Origin of the sequence: Streptomyces sp. NPDC008150 (genome assembly GCF_042956945.1) — a bacterium.
Taxonomy (GTDB): domain Bacteria; phylum Actinomycetota; class Actinomycetes; order Streptomycetales; family Streptomycetaceae; genus Streptomyces.
This window is the reverse complement of the sequence record NZ_JBIBHJ010000010.1, coordinates 82,037-96,951: the sequence shown is the minus strand read 5'-3', so window position 1 is coordinate 96,951 and position 14,915 is coordinate 82,037. Positions and strand designations below refer to the sequence as shown.

Here is a 14,915-nt window from a genome sequence, read left to right as displayed (position 1 = left end):
ACCCCTGCCGGCCGGTTGTCGCCGTTTCGGGCCACCGGTCAGGTGGCGCCGCGCTCGCCCGCCCCGCGCGGGTCCCGTTCCGCGGCCCGTCCCCCCTCGGTGCCCGACCGCCCGGCGGGGGTGTCCGGCCTGCCCGCGCGCAGCAGCTCGCGCCAGTGGTCGCGGCTCCAGTCGGCGGGGGCGGTGGTGCGGGTGAACTCCTCGACCAGGGCGACGAATCGGGCGGGGTCGGCGTGGAAGGGGAAGTGCCCGGCACCCTCGAAGATCTCCAGCCGGCTGCCCGGCATCGCCTCGTGGGCCCCGTACGCGTGCCGGACGGGGACCACACTGTCGCGGTCGCCCCACAGCAGCATGGTCGGCATGCCCGCGGTCAGGTAGCAGCGGTCGAGCATCGTGACGACCTGGCCGCGCCAGTCGACGACGGCCCGCAGGGTCCGCACGAAGGCGTTGCGGGAGGTCTCGTCGGGCAGGGCGTCCACCAGGTCGAGCAACTCCGGTGCGTCCCGGCCGAGATCGGTGTCCAGGAGCCGCAACAGCCCCAGGGCGAGGCCCACGTTGAACCGCATGCCCGGCAGGCGCAGCCCGGAGAGCAGGAAGTGGGCCCCGGGCAGGGAGACCAGCCGCAGCACCGGGTTCACCTCGCCGCCCACGCCGCCCGCGCTGACCAGCACGAGCCGCTCGGTGCGCTCGGGGAACTGGTAGGCGAACTGCATCGCCACTCCCCCGCCCAGCGAGTGCCCCACGAGGGTCGCCGAGTCGACGCCGAGCGCGGTGAGCAGGTCGCGCAGTCCGTTCGCGTACGCGGCGACGGAGTAGTCCGCGCGCGGCTTGTCGGAGGCGCCGTGCCCGAGCAGGTCGGGTGCGATGACCGTGTGGGTGCGCGCGAGGTCGGGGATCAGGTCGGCCCAGGTGGCGGAGGAGTCGCCGATGCCGTGCACGAGGACGAGCACGGGACCCTCGCCCGCCATGCGGTAGGCCCGGCGATAGCCGTGCACCGTCCGGTAGCGCGGTTCGCACTCCCCTGCCCGCACCGAACGCAGCCGTCCGGAACCGGTGGCGTGCCTGCCCGGACCGTCGGCCACCGTTCGCCTCCCCTTCGGGGCCCGGACCGGCCGGACCCGGTTCCAGCGTAGGACCGCTGTCGTCCGGGGCGTTTCGGGAAGGTTTCGCCTCCGCTAAGCGGGCGAACCGTCGTGCGGTCGGCGGGCATTGTCAGTGCCGGGCGGCAAGCTGGTGGGGTGTCCCGGCCGTGCGGGACGCCCCGCGCCACCGAACCGGGTGGCCGTGCGCAGCCGACCGGGGAGAGCCGACCGATGCCCACCGCCGTACTGACCGACCGTGAACGCACCGCCGTCCAGGCCTATCTGCGGCTCCTGCACACGGTGCGCGCCGCGTTCGACGGGCCGTCCGCCCGCGGCGGCCTACCGCCCGTCGTACCGCCCGGTGTCCTCGCGGAGGCCGAACAGGCCCTGGCGGAGGCGGGCCTGACGGGCAACGAGGAGGAGTTCTTCGGCCTCGTACGGCAGTGGTGCCCGGACAGCTGAGCGTCGGGGCCCCCTATGCGTGCGGCACCGTCACCGTCGTGATCACCAGCCCGCGCCGGACCGCCCACCGGCCGTCGAAGTGCCCGAGGCGGCGGCCGTTCACCCACGGTCCGGGGACGAGGAGCTCGGCCCGGAAGGAGCCGTGCGCCGGTGCCTCCGCCGCGCCCTCGGCGACCCGGATCTCGATGTCGGCCTCCGTGAAGTCGAGCCAGGCGCCGGTGAGCGGGAACCACGCCTTGTAGACGGACTCCTTGGCGCTGAACAGCACGCGGTCGCCGTGCAGGTCGGGCCGGGCGTCGGCCAGGGCCCGCAGCCTGCCGATCTCGTCCGGCACCGTGACGGTGGCGAGCACCCCCTCGGGGAGCGGGCCGTGGGGCTCCGCGTCGATGCCGAGGCTCACCAGGTCGGTGGCGCGGGCGAGCGCGGCGGCGCGGTAGCCGTCGCAGTGGGTCATGCTCCCGACGATCCCGGCGGGCCAGGTGGGGGCGCCGCGGTCGCCGGGCACCACCGGCCTCGGCGCGATGCCGAGCTTCTCCATCGCGCGCCGCGCGCAGGCGCGGACGGCGGTGAACTCCCGGCGGCGCTTGTCGACCGCCCGCGCGACGACGGCGGCCTCCTCCGGATAGAGCGGGACCTGCTCGGCCTCTTCGTCACCGTGTGCCTCCACGGCCACCACCGAGCCCGGGAGCAGCTCCTCGATCACCTGGTCCGACCTCCATCGGCAGAATGCGGCGCGGCCGGCCCGGGGGTTCCGAACGCTTGCGCCACTCTCGGGGGTAGCCCACCGACACCTCCTCGAAGCGGACGCCCTCGTGGTGGGTGGTCCGCGGGATGTGCAGGTGTCCGTAGACCACGGCCGCCACGGGAAAGCGGCGGTGCCAGTCGTCGGTGAGCGTGGTGCCGCACCACATGGCGAACTCCGGGTACCACAGCACGTCGGTGGGGTGCCGGTGCAGCGGGTAGTGGTTGGCGAGCACCACGGGCATGTCGTCGGGCAGTTCGCCGAGCCGGCGCTCGGTGGCGGCGACCCGCGCCCGGCACCACGCCTCGCGGGTCGGGTAGGGGTCGGGGTGCAGCACGTACTCGTCGGTGCAGACGACGCCGGTGCCGCGGGCGTAGGCCAGGCCCTGCTCCTTCGTGGCGCAGCCGGGCGGCAGGAACGAGTAGTCGTAGCCGAGGAACAGCGGTGCCACCGCGACGGGTCCGCCGGGGCCGGTCCACACCGGGTACGGGTCCTCGGGCGTGGTGACGCCGAGCGCGCGGCACAGCGCGACCATGTGCTCGTAGCGGGCGACGCCGCGCAGCGTGACCGGGTCGCTCGGGTGGGCCCACAGTTCGTGGTTGCCCGGTGTCCAGATCACCCGGCGGAAGCGGTCGGTGAGGGTGGCGAGCGCCCAGCGGACGTCCTCGACGGTCTCGGCGACGTCCCCGGCGACGATCAGCCAGTCCCCCTCGGAGGAGGGGCGCATCGCCTCCACGAGGGCCCGGTTCTCGTCGTGGCCGACGTGCAGGTCGCTGATGGCGAGCAGTTGTGCCGCCCCGTCGCCCGACGGCTCCACCACCGCGTTCCCCTTTCCCCGTCGGCCCCCGGCCGCCCGGCGCGTCCGAGATCGTGACCACGACAGCACAGACCGCGGCCGGCGGACAAGTGCTTCCCGGTGGCACGCTCCGGTACCGGAGGTGCGCGCGGGGGCGGGCGGGGGGCGCGCGACCGGTGCCGCACCTGCGCGGGCGCCCGCGACGGGCCCGCGCGGGGAGCGCGCCGGGTCCGGAATTCCGTAACACGCGCGTTGCACGCCGCGGGCTTCGGCGGCCGTATGATCGCCGCAACACCACCGCTCAACCCGCCGTAGCGCAGGGGCGGTTCGGTGTCCCTCCATTCCCCCTGGCCGGGCACGGCCCGATCCGTCGTGCCCGCGAACCCGGAAGGCGGCCTGCATGGTCTCTCGCGTACGCGTCTGGCTCAACCGCACGTACGCGGAGAACGTGTTCTTCATGGACCAGCTGCGGAGAAATCCCAGCGACCGTGCCGTCGAGATCCATGCCACGCACGCCGACCCCGACTCGCCCGTGCTCGCCGCGGCCGACACCGCGGACCTGGAGCCCGAGGGCCTCTCCCCCGCCGCGTACGTCGAGTACGCGCTCGACCAGTGCGTGCGGCGCGGCATCGACGTGTTCGTGCCCCGGCTGCACCAGGCGGCGATCGTCGCGCACCGCGCCGACTTCCGGGCGGCCGGGACCGCGCTGCTCGCGCCGACGCCGGAGGCCGTCGCGGTCTTCGAGGACAAGGCGACCGCGTACGAGGCGGTCCGGGCGATAGGTGTGCCCGTGCCGCCGTGGTTCCGGGCCCGCACGTCCGGTGAACTCGTGGCCGCCGTCGAGGAGTTGGAGGCGGACGGGCACAGGGCGTGCTTCAAGCCCGCGTCCGGGGCCGGCGGGGTGGGGTTCCGGGTGGTGACCCGCACGCCCTTCTCGGTGGCGCAGCTCGCCGGTTTCCCGACGCCGTACGTGCAACTCGACCTCGTCGTGGACGCGTTGGACCGGGCGGAGGAGCCCGTCGACCTGCTGGTGATGCCGCGGCTGACCGAGCCCGAGGTGTCGGTGGACTGCCTCACCGGACCCGACAACCTGGTCCGGCTCGCGGTGGGCCGCACCAAGAACGGCCGCCGCCGCGGCTTCACGCTGCACGAGCAGTGGCTGGAACCGGCCCGGCGGATCGCCGAGGGATTCGGCCTGCACTACCTGTCGAACATCCAGTTCCGGATGTACGGGGAGCGGCCGGTGCTCCTCGACGTCAACACCCGGCCGGCCGGCGGACTCCACCAGCTCTCCCAGTGCGGGATCAACGCCCCTTGGGCGGCCGTGCAGTTGGCGCTGGGCGAGGAGACGGGCGAGATCGTGCCGCCGTTCCTCGGGCAGGACTACGCAGTCGTGTCGGGACCGCGTCCGCTGCGGCCGGTCTCGGTGCCGCAGCAGCGCACGGAGGAGCCGGAGCCGTTGCTGCCGGCGGTTCCCGCCCCGGTGGAGGCACCGGCCGAGGGCATGACGCCGCAGGCGCAGGCCCACCGTTCGGGGCTCGCCGCCGCGGACAGCGGCGCGGGGGCGTCCACTCCGGCGTACTGACACCCGGCCCCTGCCGCTGCGGCGGGGGCCAACTCACCTGATCGCGAGGGGCTTTGGCGCGGGCGCCCGCCGCCCCGCTCCCCCGCACCGGTCTGGACCAATCCGTGCGGGGCATCTTGACAGCGCGATTGGTCCATACCAACTTGGTGGCGCACCGTACTGCACTGCACCTCTGTCCTCCCGCCCCCCATTCTCCAGGGAGCCCGCGTGCGCCACACACTGTTCGGACGTTCCAGACGTCGTCTTCTCGGCCTGCTCGCCACGGCCGCCCTCGCCCTGGGCGGCGCGGTCGCGCTGCCCGGCACCGCCCAGGCCGCCAACGTGCTCACCAACCCCGGGTTCGAGACCGGCGGCCTCTCCCCCTGGTCGTGCTCCGGCAACCTGGGCTCGATCGTCTCCACCCCCGTGCACGGCGGCGGCAAGGCCCTCGCCGGCGCGGTGAGCGCGAGCGACAACGCCCAGTGCACCCAGACCGTGGCCGTCCAGCCGAACACCACGTACGCCCTCACCGGCTGGGTGCGCGGGACCTACGTGTACCTCGGCGTCAACGGCGGTGCGTCGACGTGGACTTCGTCGCCGTCCGCGTACAGCCAGCTCAGCGTGTCCTTCACCACCGGCGCCACGCAGACCAGCGCGACGATCTACGTGCACGGCTGGTACGCGCAGGGCACCTACTACGCCGACGACATCAGCCTCGACGGGCCCGGTGGCGGCGGCACCACGGACACCCAGGCGCCCACCGCCCCCACCGGTCTGACCTCCACCGCCAAGACCTCCTCCAGCGTCTCGCTGTCGTGGGGCGCGTCGAGCGACAACGTGGGCGTCGCCGCGTACGACGTCTACAGCGGTTCCTCGAAGGTGCTCAGCGTGTCCGGGACGAGCGCCACGGTCAGCGGGCTGTCGGCCGGCACCGCCTACACGTTCACCGTGAAGGCGCGCGACGCGGCCGGCAACGTCTCGGCGGCCTCCAACTCCCTTGCCGTCACCACCAGTGCGGGCAGCGGCGGGACCACCTCGTTCAAGCAGGCCGCGCCCTACCTCTACCTCGGCTGGGGCAGCCCGCCGAGCGCGACCACGGTGATGAACGCGACCGGCGTCAAGTGGTACACCATGGCGTTCATGCTCGACCAGGGCGGCTGCAACCCCGCCTGGGACGGCAGCAGGCCGCTGACCGGCGGCACGGACCAGACGGTCATCAACCAGATCCGCGCGGCGGGCGGTGACGTCGTACCGTCCTTCGGCGGCTGGCAGGGCAGCAAGCTCGGTGCCAACTGCTCCACGGCGAGCGCGCTGGCGGGCGCACTGCAGAAGGTGATCTCCGCCTACTCGCTCAAGGCGATCGACATGGACATCGAGAACACGGACGAGTTCGAGAACGAGGCCGTGCAGGCCCGGATCCTGACGGCCCTCAAGACCGTCAAGGCGAACAACCCCGGTCTCAAGACCATCGTCACCTTCGGCACCTCGACCACCGGCCCGACCTACTACGGCAACCGCCTCATCGAGCAGGCGCAGTCGCTGGGCGCCGACATCGACGTCTTCACGATCATGCCGTTCGACTTCGGCGGCGGCTCCGACATGTACGGCAACACCGTGAACGCGGCCGAGGGCCTGAAGGCGAAGCTCAAGTCGACCTTCGGCTGGGACGACGCCACGGCGTACGCGCACATCGGGATCTCCGGCATGAACGGTGTCAGCGACCAGCAGGAGACGACGACGCCGGCCATCTGGACGCAGATCCGCGACTGGAGCAACAGCCACCACATCGCGCGCCTGGCCTTCTGGTCGGTCAACCGCGACCGCGGGTGCGCCGGCGGCGGCGTGGTGGAGAACTGCTCCGGAATCGCCCAGAGCGACTGGCAGTTCACGTCCATCACGGCCGGGTTCACCGGCTAGCGCGACACCGGAGGACCCGGCGGGCCGGCCGTACGAAGGCCCACCGGGTCCGCCCGGCAGGCGGGTTCAGCGTGGGGGTGCCGCTACCGGGTACCCCCACGCCCGCGCGATCGCGGCGAGGCGGGGCGGCAGTTCGGCGGCCGGGTCGGCGATGCGGGCGCGCTGGACGCGGCCCGACTTGATCGTGCTGCTCCAGTCGCCGAGCTGCGGACGGAACACACCGTGGTCGCGGTCGCCGTAGTCGAGCATGCCGCTCTCCCAGGGCACCCCGAGGTAGGCGCACAACTCCCTTGTGCGCAGCTCCGGTTCGGCCGTCAGGTCCTCGTACCTCACCACGTGGGCGCCGGGGAGGCCGAGCCGGGCCTCCTCCAACTTCTCGCTGTACGCGAGGACCTCCGCGCGGATCGCCTCGTGGTCGGGGTCGGTGCGCCGGCTGGTCAGGGACTCGATCACCGCGCCGGGGTGGCGCAGCAGGACGATGTAGCGGGCGTTGGGCCAACATCGTTGCAGGCGCGGCCAGATGAGGGTGTTCGGCGGTGTCTTGTCGACGATGACGTCCTTGCCGCTGCGCTGGAGCTCGACGTGCAGGATGCGGTCCCAGAGGACGTGTTCGAGTTCCGCCCGGTCGAGGTCCAGCGCACGCATCGCGTCGGGGGTGAAGCTGCGCGACAACCGCACGTGCACGGTGCGCAGATGCATCTCGTGGGGTGCGCGGACCCGGCTGTGGCTGTTGAGCAGGACCCGCAGCAGCGTGGAGCCGGAGCGCACCGACGAGAGCACGAAGACGGGCGAGTCCACCAGACGGGGAGCGGGCGGCGCGGTGAACCCCGCGGCGTCCCCGGCCGGCGCGGCGGACACGGTGCGGTCCCGGCGGGGCGGGCTCACCGCCCGGATCATCAGCCGTCCCCGGCGCTTCAGACCCCGGCCGACCGCCGACATACGCGGATCCCTCACGTCGCACTCTTCTCCGGCGCTGTTCGCGCGCCTCACTCGTGACCTCGCTCCCCCCTCCGCGCATCTCAGGGGCGGCAGGCGAACCGAAGGTGTCCGGCAGGCGAAGCGGGGCTGTCCCACGGCGAGGTCGAGTGCTCCGACCAGCGCGTTTACCCTTCTCTTAATTCTCGGGCGCCGTTTCTCATGGAGGCGGCCGTCATCCGAGGTAGGCGAGCTGCGGGTGGGCCGCCCGGTAACCGTCCACGAGCCGCCGGGCGACGTTCACCGAGTCGACCAGGGGGTGCAGGGCGAAGGCCTTGACGGCGGTGGCGCGGGAGCCGGACGCCGCGGCGGCGAGCACCTCGCGCTCCACCGCCTTGACCGAGACGACCAGCCCGGTGGCGTGCGCGGGCAGCGGGCCGACCGCGACGGGGCGCGCGCCGTGCGCGTCGACCGTGCACGGCACCTCGACGACGGCGTCCGCGTCCAGTGCCGCGACGGTGCCGCGGTTGGGGACGTTGAGGATCAGGGTGGTGCGCTCGTCGCGCGCGACGGCCCGCATCAGCGCGAGGGCGACCTTCTCGTAGCCGCCCGACAGGTCCTCCTCCTCGCGCTCCCCGGCGCCCGCGGTGTCCCGGTTCTCCGACATGTACGTCGCCTCGCGCTCGGCCCGGGTCTCGTCCCACGCCTTGAGCGCGGAGACGCCGGGGTTCCCGGCGCGGGCGTAGAAGCGGTCCTGCTGCCGGTGCAGGAAGGCGCCCCGGGTCAGCTCGGCGTCCTGGTAGGCGCGGACCGTCTCGCGGTTGAAGTAGTAGTAGTGCAGGTACTCGTTGGGGATCGCGCCGAGCGACTGGAGCCAGTCGGCGCCGAACAGCCGGCCCTCCTCGAAGGAGCCGAGCAGCGCCCGGTCGGCGAGCAGCCGGGGCAGTTCGTCGCGGCCGTCGACGCGCAGGCCGCGCACCCAGCCGAGGTGGTTGAGGCCGACGTAGTCGACGAACGTGTCGGCGCCCGCGTCCGCACCGAGCGCTCGGGCCACCCGGCGCCCCAGGCCCACCGGCGAGTCGCAGATCCCGATGACGCGGTCGCCGAGCGTGCGCGACATGGCCTCGGTGACCAGGCCCGCGGGGTTGGTGAAGTTGATGACCCAGGCGTCCGGGGCGAGCCGGGCGACGCGGCGGGCGATGTCGACGGCCACGGGCACGGTGCGCAGGCCGTAGGCGATGCCGCCCGCGCCCACCGTCTCCTGGCCCAGGACGCCCTCCGCCAGGGCGACGCGCTCGTCGGCGGCGCGTCCGGCGAGGCCGCCGACCCGGATCGCGGAGAACACGAAGTCGGCGCCCCGCACGGCCTCGTCGAGGTCGGTGGTGACGCTCACCTCGGGCGCGTCGGGCACGTCCGCGGCCTGTTCGGCGAGAACGCGGGCGACCGCGGACATCCGGCCGGCGTCGAGGTCGTGCAGCACGACACGGGTGACCCGGCCCTCGCCGCGGTCGGCGAGCAGCGCCCCGTACACGAGGGGGACGCGGAACCCGCCGCCGCCCAGAATCGTCAGCTTCACGCCCGTACCTCCACACGCGACCGGTCTTTCGGCCCCGACCGTACCCGGGATCGCGCGGCCCGTGCCGCACGCCCCGGGCGACGGCGGGCGGGCGACGCACGGGAGGCCCGCCCTCCGCGACGGGAGGACGGGCCTCGGGTGTTCGTACCTCGGACGGCTGCCGGTGGCCGCCACGGCGGGCGGAGCGGAACGCGACCCTCCCTGTCAGGTGGAAGAACGCGGTCCCGGCCGCCCGTAGGGGACTTCCCGGCCGGAGGCCGCCCCAACCCCGCCGACGCCGATCCGGCGGCGGCGGGGCAGGTCGTCGCGGCGGCGCCTACGCCGGGAGCGCCGCCCGGATGCGCCGGTCCCGGGGGGCCTGCCTGCGGTCCAGGCGCGCGTCGAGCAGCCGCCGGGCCGCCTCGCAGCGGCCGGCCGACACCAGGGCGTACAGCAGGGTCTCCTCGACGACCTCGCGCTGCGCGGCGCTGCCGCCGACCCGGCGCAGGACGGGCAGCAGGGCGTCGAGGCCGCGTGCCGCGTCGTGGAAGCGCTGTTCGACGAGGGCGGCGAACGCCTCGCACAGCGGGACGATGATCTCGCGCTGCGTCTCGTCGGCGCCCGCCGCGTGGTCGCGCAGCCGGCGCAGCGCGGGCAGGTCGCCGACGGCGGCGAGGGCGACCGCGGAGTGCATCGCGGTGAACGCGGTGGCCGGCCGTTCGACGACGTCGCGGGCGACGGAGTCCAGGACGTCGGCGGCGGGGAGGTCGCCCTGCCAGCTGTCGCTGATGCGGGCCCGCCAGAGCATCGACCCCGAGTCGACGAGCGCGCGCACGCCGGTGACCCGGCCGGGGGCGAGCTGCGCGAACCAGCGCCTGCGCACGGCCGCCGGGTCGTCGAGGGCGAGTTCGTGCAGCGCCACGTGCCAGGAGAAGTGGGCGCGGTGCACGGCGCCGCGGCCCTGCCCGGCGACCCAGCCGTCGAGCCAGTCGCGGCCGGCCTCGTGCGCGCCGGACTCGTAGTGGACGTGGGCGAGGGCGTGCACGGCGTGCCCGGAGGCGGGCTCGGCGGCGAGCGCGCGGTGCGCGAGTTCACCGGCCTCGTGCAGCCTGCCCTGCTCCTGGCGCAGGAAGGCGAGGAGCGAGGTGTGGAACCAGTGGCCGTCGTAGGCGGGCGAGGTGTGCTCGACCAGGCGCAGCGCGAAGTCGTCGTCGAGGTCGTTGAGCCCGGAGAAGGCGATGGTGGGCACGGCGGCGGCGAGCGCGAGGGCGTCTGCGGGGTGCGTCTCGACGTGCCGTACGAGGGCGGCGTCGCCGTCGTCGCCGTGCACGCGGCGGGTGACGACCTCGACGAAGGAGCGTTCGCGTTCGTCGCCGCGTTCGCGGGCGCTGCGCTGGGCGTCGGCGAGGGCACGGGGCACGTCGACGTCGGCGCCGCACTCGTGGCCGAGCAGGGCGAGGGCGGCGTGGCCGAGGGCGAAGCCCGGGTCGAGCGAGACCGCGCGGGCGAGGGCGTCCTCGGCGCCGCCGCGGACCTTCAGGACGCGGTCGACGCCGGAGCGGAACGCGGCGGCGGCCTCGGCGTGGGTGGACAGCGCGAGGCCCTGGGCGTCGAGGGGGCGGCGGCGGGCGCGGCGGGTGGCACGGGCGCGGTGCGCCGAGGTGGACAGGGAATCGAGCAGGTCGAGGGCGAGGCGGGCGGCCTGGCCGCGTATCTCGGGGATCGCGGTGCTCTCCCACAGTTCGCCGCGGCGCGGGGAGCCGAGCGTGTGCAGGGGCAGCGGGGAGGTCCCGTCGGCGGCGACGAGCCGGCCGTCGCGGGTGGCGACGCCCATGCCGAGGGGGCCGGGGGCGGCGGCGCCGGAGTCGAGCAGCGAACGCCACAGCGGGTCGTCGGAGAGCCGTCCGGGCCCGGTGCAGTCCAGCACCCAACCGACGCGCAGCGTACGGCCGTTGGTGAGCGTGACGGTCAGCGCGTCGGCGCCGGCGGAGGCGTCGGCGACGCTGCCGGTGTGCACGCGCAGCCGGCGGGCGGTGCGGGCGCGGGACAGCGTCTCGGCGGTGGCGGGGGCCATGCGGTGACGGTGGGAGTTCCACAGGGCGCCCTCGTGCGCGAGGAAGTCGGCGCGCTCGTCGGGGGTGAGGCTGCGCCACAGGCGGGCGGTGTGCGGGCGCAGGCTGTCGAGGGCGGGGCGCCAGTCGCCGCGGGTGCGCACGGCCCGGCTGATGTGCCCGTAGACCGCGCGGCGCAGTCCCCCGAGGGAGGCGTCGGCGAGGCCGGCCGGGGCGGACATGGTGGCGGCGGGGCGCAGCGCGTGGGGCTGCGGGAGCAGGCCGTTGCGGGAGACGGCGTGCACGGTGCGGCCGGGCCGGTCGAGGGTGAGGGCGAGGTCGACGGAGGTCAGTCCGGTGCCGACGAGGAGCACGTCGTCGGCGTCGGAGAGCGGGCCGTCGAGCGCGCCGGGTGTCCAGGGCGAGGCGACGAAGCGGTCCGCCGCGCGCAGTGCGGGCGGCGCCCAGCCGGAGGGGCCGGCCGCCGGGCCGGTGGCGAGCACGGCACTGTCGGCGAACAGGTGTCCCCCGTCGGCGAGTTGGAGCTCAACTCGGCCGTCGGGGGTGCCGGTACAGCTCTCGGCGCGGGTGCGCAGGCGGCGTACCGCGACGGTGCCGTGGGCGCGGACGACGGCCTGCGCGAGGGTGTCGGCGAGGTAGGCGCCGTAGCGGTAGCGGGTGGCGAAGTCGGCGGCGGTGACGGTGGGTTCGCCGTGCCGGCACAGCCAGCGGGTGAAGTGGCCCGGGTCGTCGGGGTAGGCGCTCATGCCGCCGGCGGGGACGTTGAGGCGGTGGCGCGGGTCGCGGGTCGCGTAGGCGGTGCCACGGCCGGCCTCGGGCGCGGGATCGACCAGGACGATGTCGAGCGGTGTCCGGCGGCGGGCCGCCGTCTCGCAGAGCTGGACCGCGGTGAGCGCACCGGCTGCGCCCGCCCCGACGATGGCCACGGTGTGCCGCTTGCGGACTTCGGTCACGAATACCTCCGGCGGTTCTCGGCGGCGGGGCCACGAACGGTGAAACGGAGCTCCGCCCTCCTTTTCCTTCCTCACTATTCCTATCGAGATGATCGGAAAGCCAGCCCGCGGAGAAGATCTCAGCGGATACTCAGTCCCGCGCCGCGCTGTTCATGATCTGTTCACAAAACGTCTCGACCTGCGACGATCCGGCCGGGCCGGGCGTTCGCGGCGGCTCGCGGAGTGCGCGCGGCGCCTCCGGCCGGGCAGGGCGGGACCGTCCGCGGGCGCCCCGAGTCCTCACGGGAATCTCAGACGGCACCCGTCCCATTCAAAGAATCAACCCAGGGAAATGTCGCAGGATGCACGGGCACTGGTGATTTCGTCGCGCCCAGTCCCACCGGACGCGACCATGCGGAGGAAGGCCTGCCGTGGGCGTGTCGCACATATCGAACGGGTCCGAGCCGAAGGCGCGGGGGTGGTCCCGGCGCGGGATCCTCGGTGTCATCGGGGCGGTCCCGGCCGCCGCCGTCCTGACCGGCTGCGGCAGTTCCGCGGACGCGTCGGAGGGCGGGGCGGCCACCACCGCCCCGGCGCGGGCGGCGGCGAAGAAGCCCGCCATCACGGTCACGCCGGCCAACGGCACCAGGAAGGCGGACTTCTCCGCCCCCGTGAAGGTCACCGTGACGGACGGCACCCTCGCCTCGGTCAAGGTCACGGGCAACGACGGCTCGACCCTCGCGGGGACGCTCGACGCCGCCCGCACCACGTGGACGTCCGCCAAGAACCCCTACTCGGGCACGAAGTACACGGTCGCGGCGACCCCCGAGGGCGGGACCGCGCTGAGCGCGACGTTCACCACGAAGTCCCCGGGCGAGACCTTCGTCGGGTACTTCACCCCGGAGGCGAACTCGACGTCCGGCGTCGGCATGCCCGTCTCGATCAACTTCACGAAGGCGGTGTCCGACCGGGCCGCCGTGGAGAAGGCCATCACCGTGACGGCGTCCCCCGCGGTCGACGTGGTGGGCCACTGGTTCAGCGACACCCGTCTCGACTTCCGTCCGGAGACGTACTGGGCGTCCGGGACGACGATCACGCTGAGCCTGCGGCTGAAGGACGTCGAGGGCGCGGACGGCGTGTACGGCGTGCAGTCCAAGGACGTGACCTTCCACATCGGGCGCGAGCAGATCAGCACGGTCGACCTCTCCGCGAAGAAGATGACCGTCCAGCGGGACGGCGCGACGCTGGCCAGCTACCCGGTCAGCGGCGGCGAGCCGGACCACGCCACCTGGTCCGGGATCATGGTGATCAGCGAGCGGTTCAAGCAGACGCGGATGGAGTCCTCGACGGTCGGGCTCGGCGACGAGTACGACATCGCGGACGTCCCGCACGCCCAGCGGCTGACCACCTCGGGCACCTTCGTGCACGGCAACTACTGGGCGTCGACCGCGGTGTTCGGCAGCCAGAACACCAGCCACGGCTGCGTCGGCCTGCACGACGCGAAGGGCGCGGACGACAAGTCCGTGGACGGCTACAAGTTCTACGAGAGCTCGATGCTCGGCGACGTGGTGATCGTGAAGAACTCGGGCGAGAAGACCGTGGAGCCGGACAACGGCCTCAACGGCTGGAACCTCTCGTGGTCCGACTGGCGGGCGGGCAGCGCCCTCTGACGCCCGACGCCGCCAACAGGGCCGTGCCGGACTCCTGTTGACGTACCGTCAGGTTCCTTTCAGCGCAGCTCCGAGCGGAACACCGCGGGGGTCGCATCCGTGTGCTGCTGGAAGTACTTGGAGAAGTTCGCCGCGTCCGGGAAGCCGACCGCCGCGCCGACCCGGCCGATCGGCAGGTCGGTGTGGGCGAGCAGCCGCTTGGCCTCCAGGACGACCCGTTTGTCGATGAATCCCTTCGGCGTCTCCCCGGTCGCGGACCGGACCGCCCGCACCAGCGTGCGCCGCGAGACGCCGAGGCCGTCGGCGTAAGCGCTGACGCTGTGGTTGGCGGCGAAGCCCCGCTCGACGGCGTCCCGGAAGCGGGTGAACGTCGTGTCCGCGCGCTGCCGCGCGGCCTCCTCGGAGCTGGCCGCGAGATGCGCGAGGCGCAGCAGGAACGCGGTCAGGCAGTGCCGCAGCACCGCCGTGTGCAGGCTCAGCGGCAGGGTGGTGGCGTCCTCGTACTCCCGGCGCAGCTGCGCGAGGGCCGCGCGCAGGCCGGCGAGCTGGGCCTCGTCGGGGTGCAGCAGGGGCGGCAGGTCGTACCGGTAGAGCCCTGCCGCCTCGACCGTCGCGCGCGGCAGGAAGCCGGGCTGCATGGTCAGGGCCGTCCCGTGGTACCCGGTGGTGCGTGAGAAACGGTGGACCTGTCCGGGTCGGATCCACAGCAGGTCGCCGGCCTTCGCCTCGTACTCGGCGAAGTCGACCATGTGCCGCACCGGGCCCTCGTCGAGGAGCAGGACGACGTGGTAGTCGATGCGGTGGACGCGGTAGAGGGGCGCGTCGGTGTGCCAGGTGCGCCCGGCGCCCAGCGGTCCCACCTGGATGCCGACCCCGCCCACGCTCAGGTCCGCCGGGAAGGGGAAGGTCCTGATGCCGTCGCCCGTGCCGCCGGGCCGCTCCGCGGCCCCCCGCGTGTCCGTACCCCTGCCCATGCCTTTGCCCGTGCCCCTGTCCTCGACCGTCACCGGCGCCGTGCGGCGCCCCGGCCCGCGCGGGCCGCACGGCAATGATCCCTGCCGCGGGGTGGTGGTTGTGTCCCGCCATGTCGTTCTCGCGCCGGTTCGATCATGACGCCGGTGTCCCACTTTCACCACAGGCTGGCACACCCGCACCTTCCCCGCGAAAAGTCAGACTTTTAGACTTGAAGCCGTCCGACCAGCCACTAC

The 14,915-nt window shown here is 73.9% G+C and carries 11 protein-coding genes; 4 read left to right on the top strand and 7 right to left on the bottom strand.

All coding sequences use genetic code 11. The features are described 5' to 3' along the window. Window positions 1-38 precede the first annotated feature (38 nt). Window positions 39-1,082, bottom strand: a complete 1,044-nt coding sequence (locus ACFZA0_RS23885; RefSeq protein WP_391020442.1) for an alpha/beta fold hydrolase — start codon at window positions 1,080-1,082, stop codon at window positions 39-41. Window positions 1,083-1,313: 231 nt separating this feature from the next. Here ACFZA0_RS23885 and ACFZA0_RS23880 point away from each other — a divergent pair, with 231 nt between their 5' ends. After that, the gene (locus ACFZA0_RS23880) at window positions 1,314-1,544 is read left to right on the top strand and encodes a hypothetical protein (RefSeq protein WP_391020440.1); all 231 of its coding nucleotides are present in this window, start codon (window positions 1,314-1,316) and stop codon (window positions 1,542-1,544) included. 13 nt (window positions 1,545-1,557) lie between these two features. On the opposite strand, the gene ACFZA0_RS23875 is transcribed toward ACFZA0_RS23880, so the two are convergent. Together ACFZA0_RS23875 and ACFZA0_RS23870 are read right to left on the bottom strand one after the other, a co-directional pair. Continuing rightward, window positions 1,558-2,247 (bottom strand): 4'-phosphopantetheinyl transferase superfamily protein, encoded by a 690-nt coding sequence (locus ACFZA0_RS23875; RefSeq protein ID WP_391020438.1) that lies wholly within the window; start codon window positions 2,245-2,247, stop codon window positions 1,558-1,560. Beyond that, window positions 2,195-3,103, bottom strand: coding sequence for a metallophosphoesterase (locus ACFZA0_RS23870; protein ID WP_391020833.1), 909 nt, complete (start codon window positions 3,101-3,103; stop codon window positions 2,195-2,197). Before ACFZA0_RS23870 ends, ACFZA0_RS23875 begins: the two co-directional genes overlap by 53 nt. A gap of 379 nt (window positions 3,104-3,482) precedes the next feature. Here ACFZA0_RS23870 and ACFZA0_RS23865 point away from each other — a divergent pair, with 379 nt between their 5' ends. Together ACFZA0_RS23865 and ACFZA0_RS23860 are read left to right on the top strand one after the other, a co-directional pair. Then, window positions 3,483-4,667, top strand: a complete 1,185-nt coding sequence (locus ACFZA0_RS23865; protein WP_391020436.1) for an ATP-grasp domain-containing protein — start codon at window positions 3,483-3,485, stop codon at window positions 4,665-4,667. 207 nt (window positions 4,668-4,874) lie between these two features. Continuing rightward, window positions 4,875-6,563 carry a carbohydrate binding domain-containing protein gene (locus ACFZA0_RS23860; RefSeq protein WP_391020434.1) on the top strand — a complete coding sequence of 563 codons (1,689 nt, stop codon included), beginning with the start codon at window positions 4,875-4,877 and terminating at the stop codon, window positions 6,561-6,563. A 66-nt stretch (window positions 6,564-6,629) separates the two neighbouring features. On the opposite strand, the gene ACFZA0_RS23855 is transcribed toward ACFZA0_RS23860, so the two are convergent. From ACFZA0_RS23855 to ACFZA0_RS23845, 3 genes are all read right to left on the bottom strand, one after another. Then, window positions 6,630-7,517, bottom strand: a complete 888-nt coding sequence (locus ACFZA0_RS23855) for a sulfotransferase (RefSeq protein WP_391020432.1) — start codon at window positions 7,515-7,517, stop codon at window positions 6,630-6,632. A gap of 196 nt (window positions 7,518-7,713) precedes the next feature. Continuing rightward, a complete protein-coding gene (locus ACFZA0_RS23850) occupies window positions 7,714-9,054 on the bottom strand; it encodes a 6-phospho-beta-glucosidase (protein WP_391020430.1) in 1,341 nt (446 codons plus the stop codon). A 316-nt stretch (window positions 9,055-9,370) separates the two neighbouring features. After that, on the bottom strand, window positions 9,371-12,058 hold the full coding sequence (locus tag ACFZA0_RS23845; RefSeq protein ID WP_391020428.1) for an FAD/NAD(P)-binding protein: 2,688 nt from the start codon (window positions 12,056-12,058) through the stop codon (window positions 9,371-9,373). Between the two features lie 410 nt (window positions 12,059-12,468). On the opposite strand from ACFZA0_RS23845, the gene ACFZA0_RS23840 reads away from it, so the two are divergent. Further along, entirely contained in the window at window positions 12,469-13,707 is a 1,239-nt protein-coding gene (locus tag ACFZA0_RS23840) for an Ig-like domain-containing protein (protein ID WP_391020426.1), read from the top strand. A 59-nt stretch (window positions 13,708-13,766) separates the two neighbouring features. On the opposite strand, the gene ACFZA0_RS23835 is transcribed toward ACFZA0_RS23840, so the two are convergent. Further along, entirely contained in the window at window positions 13,767-14,681 is a 915-nt protein-coding gene (locus ACFZA0_RS23835) for a helix-turn-helix domain-containing protein (RefSeq protein ID WP_391020425.1), read from the bottom strand. Between the last annotated feature and the right edge of the window lie 234 nt (window positions 14,682-14,915).